General features: G+C 71.9%; 17 protein-coding genes and 1 pseudogene. 4 read left to right on the forward strand and 14 right to left on the reverse strand.

The window, feature by feature from the left end; translation table 11 throughout:
• The first annotated feature begins 138 nt into the window (after positions 1-138).
• Positions 139-825 (forward strand): phosphatase PAP2 family protein, encoded by a 687-nt coding sequence (locus VFL99_RS04845; RefSeq protein ID WP_325105201.1) that lies wholly within the window; start codon positions 139-141, stop codon positions 823-825.
• On the opposite strand, the gene hisS is transcribed toward VFL99_RS04845, so the two are convergent.
• Both hisS and VFL99_RS04855 read right to left on the reverse strand, forming a co-directional pair.
• Positions 795-2,180 (reverse strand): histidine--tRNA ligase, encoded by a 1,386-nt coding sequence (gene hisS / locus VFL99_RS04850; RefSeq protein WP_325105202.1) that lies wholly within the window; start codon positions 2,178-2,180, stop codon positions 795-797. The two genes, VFL99_RS04845 and hisS, sit on opposite strands and share 31 nt — an antisense overlap.
• Positions 2,177-2,905, reverse strand: coding sequence for an MBL fold metallo-hydrolase (locus tag VFL99_RS04855; protein WP_325105203.1), 729 nt, complete (start codon positions 2,903-2,905; stop codon positions 2,177-2,179). The genes hisS and VFL99_RS04855 overlap by 4 nt, the downstream gene beginning before the upstream one ends.
• Before the next feature lie 193 nt (positions 2,906-3,098).
• Here VFL99_RS04855 and VFL99_RS04860 point away from each other — a divergent pair, with 193 nt between their 5' ends.
• Positions 3,099-3,806 carry a peptidylprolyl isomerase gene (locus VFL99_RS04860; protein ID WP_325105204.1) on the forward strand — a complete coding sequence of 236 codons (708 nt, stop codon included), beginning with the start codon at positions 3,099-3,101 and terminating at the stop codon, positions 3,804-3,806.
• Between the two features lie 3 nt (positions 3,807-3,809).
• On the forward strand, positions 3,810-5,204 hold the full coding sequence (locus tag VFL99_RS04865; RefSeq protein ID WP_325105205.1) for a DUF349 domain-containing protein: 1,395 nt from the start codon (positions 3,810-3,812) through the stop codon (positions 5,202-5,204).
• Positions 5,205-5,232: 28 nt separating this feature from the next.
• On the opposite strand, the gene VFL99_RS04870 is transcribed toward VFL99_RS04865, so the two are convergent.
• Positions 5,233-7,149: an FUSC family protein gene (locus VFL99_RS04870; RefSeq protein WP_325105206.1), complete on the reverse strand. Its 1,917-nt coding sequence runs from the start codon at positions 7,147-7,149 to the stop codon at positions 5,233-5,235.
• 101 nt (positions 7,150-7,250) lie between these two features.
• On the opposite strand from VFL99_RS04870, the gene VFL99_RS04875 reads away from it, so the two are divergent.
• Positions 7,251-8,552 (forward strand): M18 family aminopeptidase, encoded by a 1,302-nt coding sequence (locus VFL99_RS04875; RefSeq protein ID WP_325105207.1) that lies wholly within the window; start codon positions 7,251-7,253, stop codon positions 8,550-8,552.
• Between the two features lie 12 nt (positions 8,553-8,564).
• Here the strand turns inward: VFL99_RS04875 and VFL99_RS04880 are convergent, their stop codons facing one another.
• From VFL99_RS04880 to VFL99_RS04930, 11 genes and pseudogenes are all read right to left on the reverse strand, one after another.
• Positions 8,565-10,910, reverse strand: coding sequence for a RelA/SpoT family protein (locus VFL99_RS04880; protein WP_325105208.1), 2,346 nt, complete (start codon positions 10,908-10,910; stop codon positions 8,565-8,567).
• A gap of 23 nt (positions 10,911-10,933) precedes the next feature.
• Positions 10,934-11,500: an adenine phosphoribosyltransferase gene (locus VFL99_RS04885; RefSeq protein WP_325105209.1), complete on the reverse strand. Its 567-nt coding sequence runs from the start codon at positions 11,498-11,500 to the stop codon at positions 10,934-10,936.
• Positions 11,500-12,753, reverse strand: a complete 1,254-nt coding sequence (gene secF, locus VFL99_RS04890) for a protein translocase subunit SecF (RefSeq protein WP_325105210.1) — start codon at positions 12,751-12,753, stop codon at positions 11,500-11,502. Before secF ends, VFL99_RS04885 begins: the two co-directional genes overlap by 1 nt.
• Positions 12,753-14,612 carry a protein translocase subunit SecD gene (gene secD / locus VFL99_RS04895; RefSeq protein WP_325105211.1) on the reverse strand — a complete coding sequence of 620 codons (1,860 nt, stop codon included), beginning with the start codon at positions 14,610-14,612 and terminating at the stop codon, positions 12,753-12,755. Before secD ends, secF begins: the two co-directional genes overlap by 1 nt.
• A 6-nt stretch (positions 14,613-14,618) precedes the next feature.
• On the reverse strand, positions 14,619-15,047 hold the full coding sequence (locus tag VFL99_RS04900) for a preprotein translocase subunit YajC (protein WP_325105212.1): 429 nt from the start codon (positions 15,045-15,047) through the stop codon (positions 14,619-14,621).
• 113 nt (positions 15,048-15,160) lie between these two features.
• Positions 15,161-16,300 (reverse strand): Holliday junction branch migration DNA helicase RuvB, encoded by a 1,140-nt coding sequence (ruvB, locus tag VFL99_RS04905; protein WP_325105213.1) that lies wholly within the window; start codon positions 16,298-16,300, stop codon positions 15,161-15,163.
• Positions 16,300-16,905, reverse strand: a complete 606-nt coding sequence (gene ruvA / locus VFL99_RS04910; RefSeq protein ID WP_325105214.1) for a Holliday junction branch migration protein RuvA — start codon at positions 16,903-16,905, stop codon at positions 16,300-16,302. Before ruvA ends, ruvB begins: the two co-directional genes overlap by 1 nt.
• A complete protein-coding gene (gene ruvC, locus VFL99_RS04915; protein WP_325105215.1) occupies positions 16,902-17,438 on the reverse strand; it encodes a crossover junction endodeoxyribonuclease RuvC in 537 nt (178 codons plus the stop codon). Before ruvC ends, ruvA begins: the two co-directional genes overlap by 4 nt.
• A 65-nt stretch (positions 17,439-17,503) precedes the next feature.
• A complete protein-coding gene (locus VFL99_RS04920) occupies positions 17,504-18,262 on the reverse strand; it encodes a YebC/PmpR family DNA-binding transcriptional regulator (RefSeq protein WP_325105216.1) in 759 nt (252 codons plus the stop codon).
• Positions 18,263-18,350: 88 nt separating this feature from the next.
• On the reverse strand, positions 18,351-18,983 hold the full coding sequence (gene pdxT / locus VFL99_RS04925) for a pyridoxal 5'-phosphate synthase glutaminase subunit PdxT (RefSeq protein WP_325105217.1): 633 nt from the start codon (positions 18,981-18,983) through the stop codon (positions 18,351-18,353).
• Positions 18,980-19,174, reverse strand: a pseudogene (locus VFL99_RS04930) (pyridoxal 5'-phosphate synthase lyase subunit PdxS); the annotation flags it as partial. The gene pdxT and the pseudogene VFL99_RS04930, both read right to left, overlap by 4 nt.

Consider the following 19,174-nt stretch of genomic DNA (forward strand, 5'->3'; position numbering starts at 1 on the left):
AGTGTAGGGCCGCGGGAGGTGCCCGCACCGGCCGAAATGCCCTCACCCGGGCGCGGAGGGTACTGTCGGTGTCAAGAGGACGGGGCACGAGCAGGAAGAGGACGAGCACTGAGCCGGTCACACAAAGCCGCATGCGCGTTGCTGCTCCTGGGCTTCTGCTACGTCACCGTGGACGTCCTGTTCCTCCACGGCCCACTGCGTCACTTCGACCACGTCCTCTACGGCAAGCTGTTGCTGCACGACGACCACAACTTCCGCTGGTGGGCCTCGAAGATCATCGGCGAGGTCGGCAACGAGTACCTCCTGCTGCCGGCTCTGGGGATCGTCACCCTCGTCGCGAGCTGGCGGACGCGGTCGGTCCGGCCGATGGTGATCAGCTTCTGCGTCGGCGCCTCGCTCGGCATCCTCGTGCCGGCCGTCAAGATCGTCACCGGGCGCACCAAACCGCTGCAGCCCGGGCACGACAGTGTCTTCGCCGGGGGCACCACCTACCCCTCCGGGCACGTGGTCAACTCGATCCTCCTCATGGGGCTGGCGCTCGAGCTGCTGGTGCTGGCCTGGCCCGCGCTGCAACGGTGGCTGGGCGTGCGGGTGCGCCGCTGGCTCGTCGTCCTCAGCGGAGCCATGTCCGGGGCCGGCACGCTCGGCCTGAGCTACCACTGGTTCACCGACGTGCTCGCCGGGTGGCTGCTCGGCGCCGCGATGTTCGTCGTCCTGATCGGCCTCGACGTGTTCGCGCCCCTGCACGCCAAACTGGGGGACCGGGAGCAGCCCCGCCCGGGGGCGGCCTCCGCTCAGTCCTCGCGCGTGCCCTCCGACGCCTGAGCGGCCGCCGCGCGCACGACCGGGCGCAGGTCCGCCGGGTCCGCCGGCGTCCACTGGCCGGCATCCGCGGCCACCTGCTCGCCGCTGCGGATGTCCTTGACCTGGTCGGCCTCCTCGCCGCCGGGGAACCACACGAACGGGATGCCGCGGCGCTCGGCGAAGCGGATCTGCTTGCCGAGCTTGGCGGCGGTCGGTGACACCAGGCTGGCCAGGCCACGCGCCCGCAGCGCCGCGGCGATCCGCATGCTCTCGGTGCGGTGCTCCTCGTCCATCACTGCCACGAGCACGGCCGTCGGCGTCGGTCGGGAGGTGGTGACGGCCCCGTCCGCGATGAGCTTGCCGAGCAGGCGGGAGACGCCGATCGAGATGCCGACGCCCGGGTAGGTGCGCTTGCCGTCGCTGGCGAGCGCGTCGTAGCGGCCCCCCGAGCAGATGGAACCGAAGTCCTCGGCGCCGAGCAGCTGCGTCTCGTAGACGGTGCCGGTGTAGTAGTCCAGCCCGCGGGCGACCCGCAGGTCGGCCACGAGCAGCCCCGGCGCGAGCTGCGCGGCGCCGTCGACGACCGCGGTGAGCTCGGCCAGCCCCTGCTCCAACGTCGGGTGGGACACGCCCAGGTCGCGCACCCGGTCGGCGAAGGAGGTGTCCGGCGTGCGGATCTCGGCCAGCGCCAGGCAGGTGTTGGCCTGCTCCTTGGTGGCGCCGGCATCGACGAGCATCTCGCGGATGGCGTCGGGGCCGACCTTGTCCAGCTTGTCGACGATGCGCAGCACCGTCTTGACGTCGTCCAGGCCGAGCCCGCGGTAGAGCCCCTCGGGGATCTTGCGGTTGTTGACCTGGATCCGGAAGGGGCCGACCGGCAGCCGGCTGAAGGCGTCGGCCACCACCAGTGGCACCTCGACCTCGTAGTGGAACGGCAGCTCCCCCACGTCGACGATGTCGATGTCGGCCTGGGTGAACTCGCGGTAGCGGCCGGCCTGTGGGCGCTCGCCCCGCCAGACCCGCTGGATCTGGTAGCGCCGGAACGGGAACTGCAGCTTGCCGGAGTTCTCGAGCACGTAGCGGGCGAATGGCACGGTCAGGTCGAAGTGGAGGCCCAGCCGGGCCTCGTGGGACGTGGCCGCGGCCTCGCCCTGGAGGTCCTCCGCGAGTCGGTGGATCGCGTAGATCTCCTTGTCGGCGTCCTCGCCCTGGTCCGAGAGCCGCTCGATGGGCTCCACCGCGCGGGTCTCGATGGAGTCGAACCCGTGCAGCTCGAAGGTCTCGCGGATGGTGTCGAGGACGTGCTGCTCGATGATCCGCTCGGCGGGGAGGAACTCGGGGAAGCCGCTGATCGGCGTCACCTTGCCGCTGCTCATGCGTGGGGCCGTCCTTGGTCGTCCAGTCCTTGCAGGTAGGGGTTGGTCGTGCGCTCGCGCCGCATGGTCGTGGCCGGTCCGTGACCGGGCAGCACCAAGGTGCTGTCGGGCATCGGCAGGACGACCTCGCGAAGCGAGCGGCGCATGGCCGCGTCGTCGCCGCCCGGCAGGTCGGTGCGCCCGATGGAGCCGGCGAACAGCACGTCGCCGCTCAGCGTCGTCCGGTCCAGCCCCTCGGTCTCCGGGCTCTGGGTGAGCGTGTCCGGCACCTGGCCGAGCTCGAACAGCACCGACCCCTCGGTGTGCCCGGGCGCGTGCTTGACGTGGAAGTCCAGTCCGGCCAGCGCCACCTGATCACCATCGTGGAGGTCGACGACGTCGTCCGGCTCCCGCCACGTGGCGGTCCGGCCGAACTGCTGCTCCAGCATGTTCACCAGTCCGGGGTCCAGGGTGCCCAGCGGGTCCTTCAGGCGGTAGCGGTCGTCCGCGTGCAGGTAGGCCGCGAGCGTTCCGCCGCACACGGGCGTGACGGCATACACATGGTCGATGTGACCGTGGGTGAGCAGCACGGCCACCGGCTTCAGCCCGTGCTCGGCGAGCACCTCCGCCAGCTGCTCCTCCACCCCGATCCCCGGGTCGACCACCACGCACTCCTGCCCCGGCGCCGGAGCAAGCACGTAGCAGTTGGTGCCGAAGGCGGCAGCCGGGAATCCGAGCGCGAACACGCAGCGAGCCTAACGGAGCCCTCTCGCGGCTCCTGCGACGTCGCCGCTGGCCCCTTTCGCGGCTCCTGCGACGTCGCCGCTGGCTGTCCCTCCGTGACCGGCTCGTGACCTCGGGACCCTGTCAGCGCGCGGCGTTCTGCCTAGACTGCCTCGTGGCCATGCCTGCACCAACCCGTCCCCAGGAGCCGCACCGATGAGCCACGCCCGCGCCGCGCGTGCCCGAGCCGCGCGTGTGGGGCTGGCTGCCGCCGTCGTGGGGGCGACGATGGCGCTCGGGGCCTGTGGCGGTAGCGCGCAGGCCAACGCCAACGGCTGCACTCCCCCGCCGCAGACGCCGACCGCGGCGAAGAGCTTCGCGTCGGCGCCACCGCCGTCCGACGCCCAGCACACGACCTGGACCGCCACGCTGCAGACCAACTGCGGGAAGATCACGGTCCAGCTCTACGGCGACAAGGCCCCACAGACCGTGTCCTCCTTCCTCCACCTCGCTCGGGCCGACTACTGGAAGGACAGCCCCTGCCACCGGCTCACGACCGAGGGGATCTACGTCCTGCAGTGTGGTGACCCGACCGGCACCGGGACGGGCACCCCCGGCTACGGCTTCGGGATCGAGAACGCCCCCGCTGACGGTGACTACCCGCCGGGGACGCTCGCGATGGCGCGGTCGATGGACCCGAACAGCAACGGTGGGCAGTTCTTCATCGTCTACCGCGACACGAAGCTGCCCACTGCCGGCGGCGGCTACAGCATCTTCGGCAAGGTCACCGGGGGGATGGACATCGTGCGCACCATCGCCAAGGCTGGAGTCGCCAAGGACGCGCCGCGGCCCGGCGACGGGGCCCCCGCCCAGCCCATCAGCATCCTGTCCGTGAGCGTCCAGCAAGCCCAGCAGAAAGGCTGATCCGTGTCCGAGCACCCCGACGAGCGGCCCGAGCAGACACCGCCGCGGCCCAGCCCGGCCGCGATGCCGGCTCGTCAGCGGGAAGGTGTGGTGCCGGCCCCCGCAGCCCGACCGACCACGCCGATCGCACCGGTGCGGCCCGCGACCGACGGCCGGCAGTTCGGCCGGGTCGCCGAGGACGGCACGGTCTTCGTGCGCACCGGCGACGGGGAACGCTCCGTCGGCTCCTACCCCGGTGCGACCGACGAGGAGGCCCTGGCCTTCTTCGCCCGCAAGTATGACGACCTCGACGCGACCGTGGAGCTCCTCCTGCAGCGCGTGACCCAGACCGACCTGCCCGCCCAGGAGGCCCAAGCCGCGTTGAAGAGCCTGCGCCAGCACACCGCGGAGCCGGCGGTGGTCGGCGACCTCGATGCCCTCGCGGACAAGGTCCGCCGCATCGAGGAGGCCGTCGGCGAGCGGCGCAAGGTGGAGGAGGAGCAGCGCGCGGCGGCCCGAGCGGAGAGCCTCGCCCGGCGCGAGGAGATCGTCGCCGAGGCGGAGCGGATCGCCGCCCAGCCGGCTGAGAGGGTGCAGTGGAAGGCCAGCGGAGCCCGGATGCGCGCGCTGCTGGATGAGTGGAAGGCCCACCAGCGCTCCGGGGCCCGGTTGGACAAGCCCACCGAGAACGCCCTCTGGCAACGGTTCAGCGCCGCCCGCAACGGGTTCGACAAGGCCCGTCGCTCCTGGTTCTCCGAGCTGGAGGGTCAGCAGGCCGAGGCGAAGGCGACCAAGGAGCGGCTCGTCAAGGAGGCGGAGGCCCTGGCGGCGAGCAAGGACTGGGGGCCGACGGCGACGGCCTACAAGAAGCTCATGGACCGGTGGCGCGCCGCCGGGCGCGCCTCCCGCGGGGACGACGACGCACTCTGGGCGCGGTTCAAGGCCGCCCAGGACAGCTTCTTCACCGCCAAGGACGAGGTCAACGCCCAACAGCAGCAGGAGTTCGAGGCCAACCTGGCGGTCAAGGAGGAGCTGCTCACGGAGGCCGAGGCGATCCTGCCGGTGACCGACCTGGACGCCGCCAAGGCGAAGCTGCGCGGCATACAGGACCGGTGGGATGCGGCGGGGAAGGTGCCGCGCAAGGACATCGAGCGAGTCGAGAAGGCGATGCGGCGGATCGAGCAGGTGGTCCGCGAGGCCGACGAGAAGCGTTGGCACAGCACTAATCCCGAGGCCGCGGCGCGGGCGCAGTCGTTGGTCGACCAGCTGGAGAGCGCCGTCGCCGGCCTGCGCGACGACCTGGCGAGGGCCGAGGCCGGTGGCGACGAGCGCAAGATCGCCGATGCGCGCGCCGCCCTCGAGGCACGTGAGCAGTGGCTCGCGCAGGCCCGGGCCGGCGTGGAGGAGTTCGGCAGCTGACGCCGGTCGGCTGCGGCTCCCGCTGCGGCTACTGCGGCTCCGACCGGGGACCGGACAACACCCCGCGGGCTGTGTGCAGCTCGGCGACGATGCCCTTGAGGGGTTCCTCGTCGGGCAGCGGCAGGCGGCGCGGTTCGCGCTGCTCGCGGGCCGCGGCCCGCAGGTCCTCCATGGCGTCGAGGACCTCATGCACCCCCTCGGCCGACGGCGTGGGGCCACCGCGTTCGGTGTGGACGACGAGGGCGGTGACCGCGTCGGTCAGCCGCTCGAGCGCGACGATGGCGGGCCACCACGCGGCGGCCCACGTGCTCACGGGCGGCGGCTCGGCGAGCGCCTGCTGGAAGACGGTCCGCAGGTCGGACAGCCGGCGATAGGTGTGCCGCCGCAGGGGCGAACGGGCCGAGTGGTCCGGGCCGAGGGCGACACGCAGGTAGGCGAGCACGTCGTCGGAGGCGTCCGCGAACCGTTCGGCGATGCGGGTCCGCGAGCGCCAGCTGTCCGGCCAGGGCAGGTAGCCGACGACGAGCACGATCGCGCTGCCGAGCAGGGTGTCGATCAGCCGGTAGACCACCAGCTGCTCGTTGCCCCGATGGATCAGGTCGATCAGCAGCACGATCACCGGGGTCAGGAGGGTCGCGAAGAGCCCGTAGTTGCGCACGATGGCAACCGGCATGAGGAAGGCGAAGACCGCCATCGCGACGAGGATCCAGGGGCCGAACGGCACGAAGACGATGACCAGGGTCCCGATCAGGACACCGACCACCGTCCCGAGCCCGCGCTGGACGGCCCGCGCGAACACCGAGCCGAAGTCCGGTTTGAGGGCGACCGCGACGGTCAGGGCCACCCAGTAGGGCCGTTGCAGGGGCAGGGTGCGCATGACGACCTCGGCCACCCCCATGCACAGGGTCAGCCGCAGGGTGGTCAGGAGGGTGACCGGGCCGCTGCTGAGCGCGTCCCAGGCGGAGCTGAGCCGCTCCCGGACGGTGGCCCGCTCGACGAGCTGCTGAGGCGGGTCCCCCGGCTGCCTCCCGGCGAGCAGGGTTTCGACCGAGCCCAGGCCGCTGAGCAGGGCGGCCAGGTCTCCGGACTGGCCGTCCGGAGAGGGGACCTCCGGGGGGTCGCCGCGGTGCTGGACCGCTTCGGCGGTCGCGTCCAGGGCCCTCAGCACGGCGGCCGGCACGGGGCGGCCGCGGCGGACGAGGCCGAGTGCGGCCTCCACGACGGGGGTGGCCTCGTTGAGCAGCGCCAGCAGCCGGCGGAACTGGTCGTCGTGCCCACCGGAGCGCGACCGGGCCACGATCACCGCGTCGTAGGCCTCGTTGAGGGCGGCGGTGAGCGCCTGCCGTTGGAGCTCCACCGAGCTGGTCCCCACGGCCGCGAGCATCCGGCTGAGGGTGGCGTAGACCTTGGCCACGCTGGCCCGCTCCGGTGCGCTCACCCGGCCCAGGCCGGTGGACAGCGAGAGCAGCAGCTCCCACCCCGCCCCGCCGAGGTAGAGCAGCGGCGGCAGCCAGACCGGGCCGGCGCCGAAGCTGATGCCGGAGGCGACGACGGTGTAGATGACGAACTGCAGCGAGGCCACCGAGGCGACGTTGCCGAGCACGGACACCAGCCCGGAGACCAGCGCGGCGCCCACGACGAGGACGATGGCCAGGATGTCGTGGCCGAAGACCAGGCTGCCGAGCAGGAACCCGACGGCCCCGGAGGCGGCGACCGTGGCGACGCGGATGGCGCGCTGCCGGTAGGGGCCGCCCCGGTCGGTCAGGGAGGCCGCCAGCGCCCCCATCGAGCCGATCAGGCCGGGCGCGAGGTGACCGGTCGCCATACCGGTGGAGACCGGGCCGACCACGGCCAAGGACGTGCGGACGGCCCGTCCCCACGGGATGGGCGCGGGGCGGGGCCGGAGCAGCTGGCGCACCCAGACCGGTGCGCTCAGGTCACTCACCCGGGGATGGCGGTCGTGGGCCGGCGGCGAGCTCTTTCCGAGGTCGTCCGCTGCCGGCATCCCCCGATTATGGGGCTTGTCCCATCTGGAAGAGTCGCCCCATGCCGACCACCATCGACACCGCCGCCCAGGGACTGTGCTCCTACATCGATGCCTCGCCCTCGCCGTTCCACGCCTGCGCCGAGGCGGCTCGGCTGCTGGAGGGGCACGGCTTCACCGCGGTGGCCGAGACGGCGGCGTGGCCGTCCGAACCGGGCCGGTACTACCTCATCCGGGGCGGATCACTCGTCGCCTGGAGCACCGAGCACGCCGACGGGCCGGCGACGCCGTTCCGGGTGGTCGGGGCGCACACCGACAGTCCCAACCTGCGGATCAAGCCGCAACCGGACCTGTCGCGGGCGGGCTGGCAGCTGCTGGGCGTCGAGGTCTACGGCGGGCCGCTGCTGTCCTCGTGGCTGGATCGCGACCTCGGCGTGTCCGGCCGCGTCGCGGTCCGCGGAACCGGCGGCACGGTCCCGGAGACGCGGCTGGTCAAGGTCGATGACCCGGTCCTCCGGGTGGCCCAGCTCGCCATCCACCTGGACCGTGACGTCAACACCGAGGGGGTCAAGCTCAACGCCCAGCAGCACCTCTCCCCCATCTGGGGCGTCGGCACCGGCCCCGGCGACTTCACCGGCTGGCTGGCCGAGCAGGTCGGGTCCGCGCCCGGCGACGTCCTCGGCTGGGACCTGATGACCCACGACCTCACGCCAGCCCGCCTGCTCGGGCGGCACCGCGACCTGGTCGCCGCCCCGCGGCTGGACAACCTGGCCACCAGCTACGCCGGCGTGCGTGCCCTCGCCACCGCGGTCGAGGAGGCGCCGGCGCGCCCGTCCACCCAGGTGCTCGTGCTCTTCGACCACGAGGAGGTGGGCAGCATGTCCGAGCGGGGGGCCTTCTCCACGCTGCTGCCCGTCGCCCTCGAGCGGATCGTGGGCACCCTCGGCGGTGGCCGGGAGGAGTACCTGCGGGCCCTCGCCGGCACCGTCATCGCCTCCGGCGACATGGCCCACGCCACGCACCCCAACTACGCCGACCGGCACGAGCCGCAGCACCAGATCGCGATGAACGGCGGCCCCGTGCTCAAGGTCAACACCAAGCTGCGCTACGCCACCGACGCGGTCGGGGCGGCCGCGTTCGTCGCAGCGTGTGAGCAGGCCGGTGTGCCGGTGCAGAAGTTCGTCGTGCGCTCGGACCTGCCGTGCGGCTCGACGGTCGGTCCGATGACCGCGGCCCTGACCGGCGCGACCACCGTGGACTTCGGTGCCCCCATGCTGTCGATGCACTCCGCGCGCGAGCTCGCAGGCGCTGCGGACCAGTCCATGTATGCCGGCGCGCTCGCGGCCTTCCTCTCCCCCGCATGAGCGCCCCGGTCGTCAGCCGGCGCGCTGTGGCTGGGGATGCCGGTGGGAGTTCTTGCCGCCGGTGATGCGGTAGACGTCGAAGACACCGTCGATCTTGCGGACGGCCTTGATGACGTGGTCGAGGTGACCCGGATCGCCCATCTCGAAGGTGAACCGCGAGAGGGCCACCCGGTCGCGGGACGTGTGGACGCTGGCGGACAGGATGTTGACGTGCTGGTCGGACAGCACCCGGGTGACGTCGGAGAGCAGCCGGCTGCGGTCGAGCGCCTCGACCTGCAGCTGCACGAGGAACACCGACCCCGACGAGGGCGCCCAGGCGACCTCGATCAGGCGCTCGGGCTGCTCGGAGAGCTGTTCGACGTTGCTGCAGTCGGCTCGGTGCACCGAGACGCCGCTGCCCGTGGTGACGAAACCGATGATCGGGTCCCCGGGCACCGGGGTACAGCACCGCGCGAGCTTGACCCACACGTCATCGGTGCCCACGACCGTGACCCCGGGATCCTTCGCCCGGCGCCGCAGCGCCCGCGGCGTGGTCGCCTCGGCCAGGTCCTCGCTGGTGCCCTCCTCGCCACCGAGCGAGCTGACCAGTCGGCCGACGATGTGCTGGGCCGAGACATGTCCCTCACCGACCGCGGCATAGAGCGCGTCGATGCCGTTGTAGCGCAACTCCCCCGCGAGCGCGGTGAGCGACTCCACCGACATGAGGCGCTGCAGCGGGAGGCCCTGCTTGCGCATGGCCTTGGCGATCTGCTCCTTGCCGGTCTCGATCGCCTCCTCGCGCCGCTCCTTGGAGAACCACTGCCGGATCTTGTTGCGCGCCCGCGGGCTCTTGACGAAGGTGAGCCAGTCGCGGCTCGGACCGGCCCCGTCGGCCTTGGAGGTGAGGATCTCGACGACGTCGCCGTTCTGCAGCTCGCTCTCCAGCGGCACGAGCCGGCCGTTGACCCGGCCCCCGATGCAGTGATGACCCACCTCGGTGTGCACCGCGTAGGCGAAGTCGACCGGCGTCGACCCGGCGGGCAGGCCCATCACCGCACCCTGCGGGGTGAAGACGTAGACCTCGCGGGCGTTGATCTCGAAGCGCAGCGACTCGAGGAACTCCCCCGGGTCGGCCGTCTCGCGCTGCCACTCCAGCAGCTGGCGCAGCCAGCCCATGTCGTTGATCGGTCCGGTGCCGCCGTCGGCCGGCTCCCCCTTGCCCTTGCCCTCGGCCGGCACGGATGCCCCCGGGGCGTCCTCCTTGTACTTCCAGTGCGCGGCGACGCCGTACTCGGCACGGCGGTGCATCTGGTGGGTGCGGATCTGGATCTCGACCGGCTTGCCCTCGGGGCCGATGACCGTCGTGTGCAACGACTGGTACATGTTGAACTTCGGCATCGCGATGTAGTCCTTGAACCGCCCCGGCAGGGGGTTCCACCGCGCGTGCAGGGCACCGAGCACCGCGTAGCAGTCGCGCACCGAGTCGACCAGGACGCGCACGCCGACCAGGTCGTAGATGTCCTCGAAGTCGCGCCCGCGCACGCGCATCTTCTGGTAGACGGAGTAGTAGTGCTTGGGCCGGCCGGTCACGACCGCCTTGATCTTGGCGGACCGCAGGTCGGCGCTGACCTGCTCGCGCACCCCGGCGAGGTACTCCTCGCGGGCGGGCGCCCGCTCGGCAACCAACCGGACGATCTCGTCATACACCTTGGGATGCAGGGTGGCGAACGACAGGTCCTCGAGCTCCCACTTGATGGTGTTCATGCCCAGCCGGTGCGCCAGCGGGGCGTAGATCTCGAGGGTCTCCTCGGCCTTGCGCTGGGCCGACTCCTTGGAGACGAACCGCCATGTGCGGGCGTTGTGCAGCCGGTCGGCGAGCTTGATCACCAGCACCCGGATGTCGCGGGCCATCGCCACGACCATCTTGCGCACGGTCTCGGCCTGGGCCGCGTCGCCGTAGGTCACCTTGTCCAGCTTGGTGACCCCGTCGACCAGCATGGCGATCTCCTCGCCGAAGTCCTCGGTCAGCTGCTCGAGGCTGTATGCCGTGTCCTCCACCGTGTCGTGCAGCAGCGCCGCGGCCAGGGTGGGCGGGGTCATGCCCAGTTCGGCCAAGATCGTGGTCACGGCGAGCGGGTGGGTGATGTAGGGGTCGCCGCTCTTGCGGCGCTGCCCACGGTGCGCCTTCTCGGCGACCGCGTAGGCCCGCTCGATCAGTGCCAGGTCGGCCTTCGGGTGGGTGGCGCGGACAGTGCGCAGGAGCGGTTCGAGCACCGGCGTCGTGGCCGTCCGGGACCCACCGCCGAGGCGGGCGAGGCGGGCGCGCACCCGGCTCGAGGCGTGCGAGGCCGCCGAGCCGGTGGCGACGTCCTCACTCATGCAGCAAGTCTAGTTGTCCTCGCTCACACGACGAGCATCGTGTGCAGGCGGCGTCCGTGGAGTCGGTCCCGGCCGTGCAGGAAGCCGAGCTCGATGACCGCCTCGAAGCCGGCCACGACGGCGCCGGTGCGCTCGAGCAGGGCACAGGTCGCCGCGGCGGTGCCGCCTGTCGCGAGCACGTCGTCCAGGACCAGGACCCGCTCTCCGGCGGCGAAGGCGTCGGTGTGGACCTCGATCGCGGCGCTGCCGTACTCCAGGTCGTACTCCGTGCGGTGGGTCGGCCCGGGCAGCTTGCCGGCCTTGCGGACCGGCACGAAGCCCACGCCGAGCTCGTAGGCGACCGCGGCACCGAGGATGAAACCGCGCGCCTCGATCCCCGCCACCACCTCGGCGTTCCCGCGCCACCGGTCGGCGACGTCACGGACCACGGCACCCATCGCCGTGGGGTCGCTGAGCAGCGGCGTGAAGTCCTTGAACACCACGCCCGGCTCCGGGAAGTCGGGGATGTCACGCAGGTGCCTGCGCACCACGTCGGTGACATCGGTCGTGCCGGCTCGGTCGCGGGAGCGGCCGACGGGCTCCACCGCCATCAGCGACGAGACCGCGACTTGCGCCGCGGCTGGTTGCGCGGACCGCCCTGGGCGTAGGGGTGCAGCGGCCGGCCGCCGACGTGCCCGGTGCCGCTGTCGGCCGATTGACCGTTGCCGGGACTGGCCCCGCCGGCGGGTCGGTTGCCGCCCTGCCCGGCCGGGGCGGTGTCGTCGACCGCACCCTCCGCGGCGCCGTCGTCGGCGACCGCGGCGGCCTCCGCCGGGGTGCGTCCCGCCTCGTCGAGCTGGTCGGCGGCCACCGGGTGCTCCACGCCGTACTTGGCTTGGTACTTCGCGGCCCGCTTCGCCAGCGCCTTCATCCGCGGCTCCCGCTCACGCAGGTCGGCGAGCAGCGGGGTGGCGATGAAGATGGAGGAGTAGGTGCCGGCCGCGATACCGACGAACAGCGCCAGGCTGAGGTCCAGCAGCGTGCCGGCACCGAGCAGGGTGAAGCCCACCACGAGGATCGACGCCACCGGCAACAGCGCGACGACCGAGGTGTTGATGGAGCGCACCAGGGTCTGGTTGACGGCGATGTTCGCCGCCTGGCTGTAGGTGAGCCGGCCGTTCGCCAGTGCCGCCGAGGTGTTCTCTCGGACCTTGTCGAAGACGACGACGGTGTCATAGAGCGAGTAGCCCAAGATGGTCAGGAAGCCGATCATCGAGGCCGGGGTGATCTCGAAGCCGAACAGGGCGTAGATCCCCACGGTGATGACCAGGTCGTGCAACAGCGCGACCAGGGCGGCGACGGCCATCTTCCAGGTGCGGAAGTAGATCGCCAGCACCAACGTCACCAGACCGAGGAACCAGCCCAGGGCCCACAGCGCCTTGTTGGTGACCGTCTGGCCCCAGCTGGCACCGACGAGCGAGGTGCTCACCGTGTCCTGCTTGACGTGGAACTCCTTGGCCAGGTCGGCGGCGACCTGCTGGCGCTCCTGCTTGGTGAGCTGCTCGGTCTCCAGCCGGACGGTGCTCTGGCCCAGCTTGGTGACCACCACGTTGGCCCCGGCCACGTCACCGCTGACGGCCTGCTTGGCCCGCACGTCGTAGTTCTGCGTGTTGGTCACGTTCGGGACCCGGTACTCCGAGCCGCCGCGGAACTCCAGGCCGAAGTTCAGGCCCCGGCCGAAGATGCCGACCGCGGCCAGGATGAGGATCACGACCGAGACGGCATACCAGACCTTCTGGCGGCGGACGAACTGGATCTGCCGGCGACCGGTGTAGAGGTCGTTGCCGAACTGCGCGAAGCTCATCATGCCGAGTGACCCCCTTCCACAGGCCGGCGCCGCGTGGGCACCGACACCCGGCCGCGGCCGGCATACGTCGCCCCCTTGGCACCGAGCCGCTTGGGGTCGAAGCCGGACCACTTGTGCCCGCCGCCGAAGAACTCGGTGTTCGCCAGCAGCGTGAGCAGCGGATGGGTGAACAGCATGACCACGGCGACGTCGATCAACGTGGTGAGGCCGAGGGTGAACGCGAAGCCCTTCACATTGCTCTCGGACAGGATGTAGAGCACCGCGGCGGCGAGGAAGTTCACCCCGTCGGAGATCAGGATGGTGCGCCGCGCACGGGCCCACCCGGTCTCGACGGCGGAGCGGAGTCTTCGGCCCTCACGGACCTCGTCCCTCACGCGTTCGAAGTAGACGATGAACGAGTCGGCGGTGATGCCGATGGCCACGATCGCGCCCGTCACCCCCGCCATCGTCAGGCGGTAGCCGTAGCCCCACCCGAGCAAGGTCAGCCCGACCCACGTGAGCAGGCCGGCCAGGATCAGCGAGCAGACGGTGACCATGCCCAGCGCGCGGTACTGCAGCAGCGAGTAGATGACGACGAGCAGGAGGCCGATCGCGCCGGCCATGAGGCCCTTGGTCAGCTGGTCGCTACCGAGCTGCGGGCTGATCCGGTCCTGCGTCTGGATCTTGAACGACAGCGGCAGCGCACCGAACTTCAGCTGGTTGGCCAGGGTCTTGGCGCTCTCGGGGGTGAAGTTGCCGGTGATGCTCGCCTTGCCGTTGGTGATCACCGCCATGGACTGCGGGGCGGAGATGACCTCACCGTCGAGGACCATCGCGAACCGGTTCTGCGGGGAACCCTGCGGGTACTGGCCCAGGCGCTCGGTGACCTTCTCGAACTGCTGGGCGCCCTTGCTGTCGAAGGTCAGCCGCACCTCGGAGCGTCCGGTCGGGGTCCCGTTCTGGTTGATCTCGGGACCGGAGGTCGCGTCGGCGATCTTGTCACCGGTGATCTCCACCGGGCCGAGGATGAACTTCTCACTGCCGTCGTCCTGGCAGGCCACCATCGGCTGCCCGTTGGGCACCTGCTGTTCCTTGATGGCGTTGCGCTGCTTGCGGTTCGCGCAGTTGAGCTGGGTGAACTTCTGCGCCAGCGCCGGCGTGACCCACGCCTTGTCGCTCGGGTTGGTGGGCTTCTGCGTCGGGGTGTTCGCCGGGGTCGACGGCGACGGCTTCGGCGAGCTGGACGGGTTCGCCGGCTTGGCCGTCTTCTTCGCCGACCTGCTCGGCGACGGGGACGAGGAAGGCTTCTTCGTGGACCCGTTGTCGGCGCGCAGGGCGTTCGGCACCAGCCCCTTGGCCGAGGAGGTGCTTGGGCTCGACGACGGCGTGGCCGGCTTCGAGGCCTTGCCCGAGGGGCTCGAGGGCGACGGAGCGGGGGTGCTGCCGGTCGGGGACGGCGTCGGCGTCGGGGCGGGCTGGCCGCTCGGCTGCGCCTCGATGACCGGACGGAACATCATCTGAGAGGACTTCGACAACGCGTCCAGCTGCTGCTGGCTCGGCTCTCCGGGCAGGGAGACCACGATGTTGCTGCCGCCCAGGGTGGAGACCTCGGCCTCGCTGACGCCGGTGCTGTCGACCCGCTGGCGGATGATGCTGACGGCCTGCTGGACCTGCTGGTCGTTGACCTTCTGCTTGCCCTGGACGACGGGCTGGAGGACCATCTCGGTCCCGCCCTCGAGGTCCAGGCCGAGCTTCGGGGTCCACTGGGCGTGGCCCAGGGTGGCCACGCCGGCCAGCAGGCCGTAGAGCCCGGCCACCAGCACCGCGAGGACCACGAGGGTCCGCACCGGCTTCCGGTTCCGGGGGTGTGCTGCCACGGGCGGTTACTCCCCGGAGGTCCGGGGTGAGGTGGAGGTGTCGCTCTCCGGCTCGTCCGTGGTCGTGGGCTCCTCCGTCGCAGGCTGCTCGGCCGGCGTGGTGGACGCGGTGGTGGCCGGTCCGGCGCCGGGTGCCTGGGGCGCAGCGAGGACCGCCCGGCGGTCGTAGCGCAGGTGCACGCCCGGGCTCACCTCGAGGGTCGCGTAGGCATCGTCGAGGAAGGTGATCCGGCCGTAGAGCCCGGACGTGGTGCGGGCCTCATCACCCACCTCGAGGGAGGCCTGCTGCTGCTGCATGGTGCGCTGGCGCCGCCGCTGGGACCAGAACATGAACACGATCAGCAGGATCGGGATCGCGAAGATGAGCAGGGAGAACCCGCCCGACCCGCCGGAGTTGGAGGAGTTCGCGGCCAGCAAGGAGGCCAGTGACGACATGGAGGAGGTCCTTATGGAGTGTTCAGGGTTACAGGGCGCCGGCTGAGTCTAGGTGACCCGCGCTGGCAGACCAAAGAAGGCACGGCCGAAGCGACGACAGCCGGTATGCCGGTTCAGTCGCCGAAGCGTCCCTCACCTTCCCCCAACGGAAGCGTGGGCACATCGGTTCCCGCCCCGCGGCCGGCCCGGCCGGCGACGGGCGCCTCGGGCGGCGGGGTCAGGTCGAGGTGCTCCCAGGCCAGCGGGGCGGCGGCCCGGCCCCGGGGGGTCCGGATCATGAAGCCCTCCCGCACGAGGAACGGCTCGGCCACGGTCTCGACGGTGTCGGTCTCCTCACCCACGGCGACCGCGAGCGTGCCGAGCCCCACCGGCCCGCCACCGAAGCGCCGGCACAACGAGTCCAGCACCGCACGGTCGAGCCGGTCCAGCCCGCGCTCGTCCACGTCGAACAGCGCCAGAGCGGCCCGGGCCGCCTCGGCATCGACGACGCTGCCGCCGTGGACCTGAGCCCAGTCGCGCACCCGCCGCAGCAACCGGTTGGCGATGCGGGGGGTGCCGCGGGAGCGGCGCGCGATCTCGCTCACCCCCGCCGGCTCGGTCGTCACCCCGAGCAGCTCGGCGGAGCGCACCAGGATGCGCTCCAGGTCACGCGCGGCGTAGTAGTCAAGGTGCCCGGTGAAGCCGAACCGGTCGCGCAGCGGAGCAGGGAGCAGCCCCGACCGGGTGGTGGCGCCGACGACGGTGAACGGCGGCAGCTCCAGCGGGATCGCCGTCGCGCCCGGGCCCTTGCCCACCACCACGTCGACCCGGAAGTCCTCCATGGCCAGGTAGAGCATCTCCTCGGCCGCCCGGGACATCCGGTGGATCTCGTCGAGGAAGAGCACCTCGCCCTCGGCCAGCGAGGACAGGACAGCCGCGAGGTCGCCGGCGTGCTGGATGGCGGGGCCGCTGGTGATCCGGATCGGCTGCTCCAGCTCGGCGGCGACGATCATCGCCAACGTGGTCTTGCCGAGGCCGGGCGGCCCGGACAGCAGCACGTGGTCCGGCGGGGTGCCCCGGCGGCGGGCCGCCTCAAGCACCAGGCCGAGCTGGTCACGCACCCGGGTCTGCCCGTGGATGTCGCGCAGCCGGCGCGGCCGCAGGGCCGCCTCGACCTGGCGCTCGTCCTCCTCCGCGACGGGGTCGACGGTCCGGGCGGAGGCGTCCACCGAGCCGTCGGCGTGGGCCTCGCCGGCGCCCCCACGACGGGCCATCAGCGCCCCAGCTCCCGCAGGGCGGCGCGCAGCAGGCCGGAGATGTCGCCGGTGTCCACACCCTCGCCCGCGCCGACGACCTCGATGGCGTCTTCGGCCTGCTTGGCGGACCAGCCGAGCCCGGTCAGTGCCTCCTTGACCTGGCCCTTCCAGGCGTCGGCTGCGGGCACGGGCCGGCTCGCGCCGGCCGGGCCGCCGACGGCCGGTGCCCCGATCTTGTCGCGCAGCTCCAGGACGATCCGCTCGGCGCCCTTCTTGCCGATGCCCGGCACCTTGGTCAGGGCCACCAGGTCGCCCTCGGAGACGGCGCGACGCAGGTCCTCGGGCGGGTGCACCGCGAGCATCGCCAGCGCCAGCCGGGGACCGACGCCCGAGACGGTCTGGACCTGCTCGAAGACGGCGCGTTCGTCCGCGTCGGCGAAGCCGTAGAGGGTGAGCGACTCCTCGCGCACGACCAGCGAGGTGGCCAGGCGCACCTCTCCCCCGGCGCGCAGGCCGGCCGCGGTCGTCGGCGTGGTGTGCACGAGCAGGCCCACCCCGCCGACCTCGACCACGGCGGAGTCGAGGCCGACGTCGAGGACGGGGCCGCGCACGGAGCTGATCACCGGGCCACCTTCGCACGACGGGCCCGCTGGACCGCCACCGCGTCCTGCAGCCGGTTCTGGGCCCCGCCGCGCCATACTTGGCAGATCGCGAGGGCCAGCGCGTCGGCGGCGTCGGCCGGCGTGGGGCGGGAGGTGAGCCGCAGGATGCGGGTGACCATCGTCGTCACCTGAGCCTTGTCGGCACGCCCGCTGCCCGTGACCGCGGCCTTGACCTCGGTCGGGGTGTGCGTCGACACCGGCAGCCCGAGCCGGGCGGCGGCGAGCATCGGCACGGCCGAGGCCTGGGCCGTGCCCATGATCCCCTTGATGTTCGCCTTGGCGAAGACCCGCTCGACGGCGACGGCGTCCGGCTCGTAGCGCGCCAGCCACACGTCGATCTCGCGGGCGAGGGCGGCGAGGCGCAGGTGCGGCTCGTCGGTGGTCGGCGTGCGGACGACCCCCACCGCGACCATGCGCAGCGGCTTGCCGAGGTCACCCTCGACGATGCCGAGACCGCAGCGGGTCAGGCCCGGGTCGACGCCGAGCACGCGCACCGGCGCCACCCCTTCCTCGAGTCGGGCCCACCACCCGGCGGACGCACAGACGTTCGAGGACGAACCTACTCCTCGCCGTCGAGCTCGGCGAGGACCTCGTCCGGGATGTCGCCGTTGGCGTAGACGTTCTGCACGTCGTCGCAGTCCTCGAGCGCCTCGACCACCCGGAACATCTTGCGTGCGCCGTCGGTGTCCAGAGGGACCTCGACGCTGGGGATCCAGGAGGCCTCGGCCGAGTCGTAGTCGATGCCCGCGTCCTGCAGGGCGGTGCGGACGCCGACGAAGTCACCGGCCTCGCTGACGATCTCGAAGGAGTCGCCGAGGTCGTTGATCTCCTCGGCGCCGGCCTCCAGCACGATCTCGAGCAGCTGCTCCTCGGTCAGCCCGTCCTTGGGCGCGATGACCACGCCCTTGCGGTTGAACAGGTAGGACACGCTGCCGGAGTCGGCCATCGAGCCGCCGTTGCGGGTGAGCGCGGTGCGCACCTCCATGACGGCGCGGTTCTTGTTGTCGGTCAGGCACTCGATGAGGACCGCCACGCCGCCGGGCGCGTAGCCCTCGTAGACCAGCGCCTGGTACTCCGCTCCCCCGGCCTCGGCGCCGCTGCCGCGCTTGACCGCGCGGTCGATGTTGTCGTTGGGGACGCTGGCCTTCTTGGCCTTCTGGACGGCGTCGTAGAGGGTGGGGTTGCCGGCGGGGTCACCGCCGCCCGTGCGGGCCGCGACCTCGATGTTCTTGATGAGCTTGGCGAAGAGCTTGCCCCGCTTGGCGTCGATCGCCGCCTTCTTGTGCTTGGTCGTCGCCCACTTGGAGTGACCGCTCATCCCTCTCCCTCAGCTGCGTCGTGTGTGTCAGTGCCGATGCCGACCGACGATCCTACCGGTCGTATGCCGGGTGCCTGCCGGCCGCTGGTCAGTCGCCCGAGCGTGCGCGCGCCTCGCGGACGAGGTCGACGAACAGCTCGTGCACCCGGTGGTCGCCGCTCACCTCCGGGTGGAAGGACGTGGCCAGCAGGTTGCCCTGGCGGACGGCGACCACGCGACCCTTGGCCGGACCGTCCTCGACGGTGGCGAGGACCTCGACCGCCGGGCCGATCTCCTCCACCCACGGCGCGCGGATGAACACCGCACGCAGGGGGTGTGCCTCGCCGTCGCGCAGGTGCTCGAAGTGCAGGTCCCCCTCGAAGGAGTCCACCTGGCGCCCGAAGGCGTTGCGGCGCACGGTGACGTCCAGCCCGCCCAGGGTCTGCTGGTCCGGACGGGCGTCGACGATCCGGTCGGCGAGCATGATCATCCCGGCGCAGGAGCCGTAGACCGGCATGCCGGCCGCGATCCGGTCGCGCAACGGCTGCTGCAGGTCGAAGGCGCGGACCAGCTTGTCCATGGTGGTGGACTCGCCGCCGGGGATGACGAGGGCCTCGACGTCCGCCAACTCGCTCGGCCGGCGCACCGGCGTCGCGTCGGCACCGAGCTGACCGAGGACGTGCACGTGCTCGCGCACGTCCCCCTGCAGGGCGAGGACCCCGATGCGCGGGGTCGGCGTCACCAGCCGCGCTCGGCGAGCCGGTGCGGCTGCGGGATGTCGTCGACGTTGATGCCGACCATGGCCTCGCCCAGGCCGCGGGAGACCTTGGCGATCACGTCGGGGTCGTCGTAGAAGGTCGTCGCCTTGACGATGGCCTCCGCGCGCTGCGCCGGGTTGCCCGACTTGAAGATGCCGGAGCCGACGAAGACGCC

It is taken from the genome of Segeticoccus sp. (assembly GCF_035708005.1).

Excerpts from the sequence above, each read along its gene's own strand:
- hisS (WP_325105202.1), bottom strand. The coding sequence starts at position 2,180 with ATGAGCAGCGGCAAGGTGACGCCGATCAGCGGCTTCCCCGAGTTCCTC.
- VFL99_RS04860 (WP_325105204.1), top strand. The coding sequence starts at position 3,099 with ATGAGCCACGCCCGCGCCGCGCGTGCCCGAGCCGCGCGTGTGGGGCTG.
- VFL99_RS04875 (WP_325105207.1), top strand. The coding sequence starts at position 7,251 with ATGCCGACCACCATCGACACCGCCGCCCAGGGACTGTGCTCCTACATC.
- VFL99_RS04880 (WP_325105208.1), bottom strand. The coding sequence starts at position 10,910 with ATGAGTGAGGACGTCGCCACCGGCTCGGCGGCCTCGCACGCCTCGAGC.
- VFL99_RS04885 (WP_325105209.1), bottom strand. The coding sequence starts at position 11,500 with ATGGCGGTGGAGCCCGTCGGCCGCTCCCGCGACCGAGCCGGCACGACC.
- secF (WP_325105210.1), bottom strand. The coding sequence starts at position 12,753 with ATGAGCTTCGCGCAGTTCGGCAACGACCTCTACACCGGTCGCCGGCAG.
- VFL99_RS04900 (WP_325105212.1), bottom strand. The coding sequence starts at position 15,047 with ATGTCGTCACTGGCCTCCTTGCTGGCCGCGAACTCCTCCAACTCCGGC.
- ruvB (WP_325105213.1), bottom strand. The coding sequence starts at position 16,300 with ATGGCCCGTCGTGGGGGCGCCGGCGAGGCCCACGCCGACGGCTCGGTG.
- VFL99_RS04920 (WP_325105216.1), bottom strand. The coding sequence starts at position 18,262 with ATGAGCGGTCACTCCAAGTGGGCGACGACCAAGCACAAGAAGGCGGCG.